Origin of the sequence: Actinoplanes sp. NPDC048791 (genome assembly GCF_040650095.1) — a bacterium.
In the GTDB taxonomy this organism is placed as follows: Bacteria; Actinomycetota; Actinomycetes; order Mycobacteriales; family Micromonosporaceae; genus Actinoplanes.
The window spans coordinates 1-1,534 of the sequence record NZ_JBEZGQ010001504.1; the positions used below are offsets into that span (position 1 = coordinate 1).

The 1,534-nt window shown below is 66.2% G+C and carries 2 protein-coding genes; both read right to left on the minus strand.

Annotation, left to right across the window (positions count from 1 at the left end; genetic code table 11):
* A partial coding sequence (locus AB0C29_RS47890) for a non-reducing end alpha-L-arabinofuranosidase family hydrolase (RefSeq protein ID WP_360834966.1) occupies positions 1-1,093 on the minus strand: 1,093 nt, incomplete at its 3' end.
* A 220-nt stretch (positions 1,094-1,313) separates the two neighbouring features.
* Positions 1,314-1,534, minus strand: a 221-nt coding sequence (locus tag AB0C29_RS47895; RefSeq protein WP_360834968.1) for a hypothetical protein, incomplete at its 5' end; no start/stop codon positions are given.

The following is a 1,534-nucleotide window of genomic DNA, read 5'->3' on the forward strand; positions in this document are numbered from 1 at the left end:
TCCCGATCGGCATGCTGGCCCGGTAGATCTTGCCGTTGTCGCCGGCGAAGAACAGGTACATGTTCGTGCCGTCACCGATGACCGTCTGGTCGATCGGCCCGGTCCCCGAACCCGTGATGCTGCCGGAGAACAGGGGCTGCGCCGCGGACCAGCCGTTGGCGTTGGTCGGGTCGTTGGACGTGCGGTAGGAGAACGCGGTCGCGCCCCACTGGTAGGTCAGCACCCAGATGTTCTTCGGCGCGAAGTAGAACAGCGACGGCGCCACGGTGCCCTGGCTCATCGTGTTCTGGCTGGCCGAGCCCAACTCGTTGAAGTTGTTGACCAGGCTGAAGTTCATCGAGCCCCAGCCGCTGGTCGAGGTGTTGCCGTGGGTGGTGGCGTAGACCAGCTGCTTGCCGTTGTACGGCGCGGTGGTGAAGTCCTTCAGCGAGGCCCACCCGGCCTTCGGGGTGGCCAGCTGACCGGTCGAGCTCCACCGGTACGACGTCGGCAGGGTGCAGGATCCGCCCGGCGGCGGTGTCGTCGGGGTGGTCGGCGTGGTGCTACCGACGCGGACGAGCTGCCACTGCTGGTTGGCGCCGTTCCAGTCGGCGTACTGCACGATGTTCGCGCCGTCCGCGGTCGAGGCGCCCTGCACTTCCAGCGCCTTGCCGCTGTTGCGGTTGATCAGCTGGATGTAGCCGTCGATGTCCTGGATGCTGAACTGCTGGTTCGCGGCGTTGTTGTCGGTGTACTGCACGATCGCGCCACCGTCAGCGGTCGACCAGTTGTACACGTCGAGGACCTTGCCCGACAGTCGGGACTTGAGCCGGTAGAAACCACCACCGGAATCGACGAACTGCCACTGCTGCTGAGCACCGTCGTTACGCGCCCACTGGGTGATCCGGGCGCCGTCATTGGTGGCCAGGTTGTACACATCCAACGCCTTGCCGCTGGTGCGGTTGACCAGAATGTACGACGCACTCGTATCGATCGTCGCGGCTGAGGCCTCGGTGGCGGTGATCGCGACGGTTCCGGCGGTGGCCACCAGCGCCAGGGACGCCAGGGCCGTACGGATCCAGCGAGGCCGCCGGGGACGGGCGGACACTTCCATGGGTCGTTCTCCTTCAGGAGTGGGGGAGGGGTGACCAGTTGTTAACGTTCACAACTGCGCCGACATTGATTCCGGGACGCGGAGTGACGATGATTGGGAGCGCTCCCGAGAAGCCCATGTTGCCAGAAGGTTTCCGGCTCATCAAGGCGCGGATTAGCCATTGGTGAGCGACTTTGTGAGGACCTTCCGCGTAACGTTTTCTCGGAAATTGGCGCGGGATTCAGAAATCGCGTTCGGCGTCGAACCGGGCCCCGGCCGCCTCGGTGTGGTCACCGGCAACCCGGGCCACCGCCGCCGCGGCGTCCTCGCGTTCGCCGGTCTTGATGTCGGGCAGCTGGTTCACCGCCCGGACGAAGTCCCGTCCCGCCGCCTCGAGGTCACCGCCGGCAGCGATCGCCTGCTCGGGGCGCGGTAGGCCCGGGTCGTCGGCCGGCATGTTGC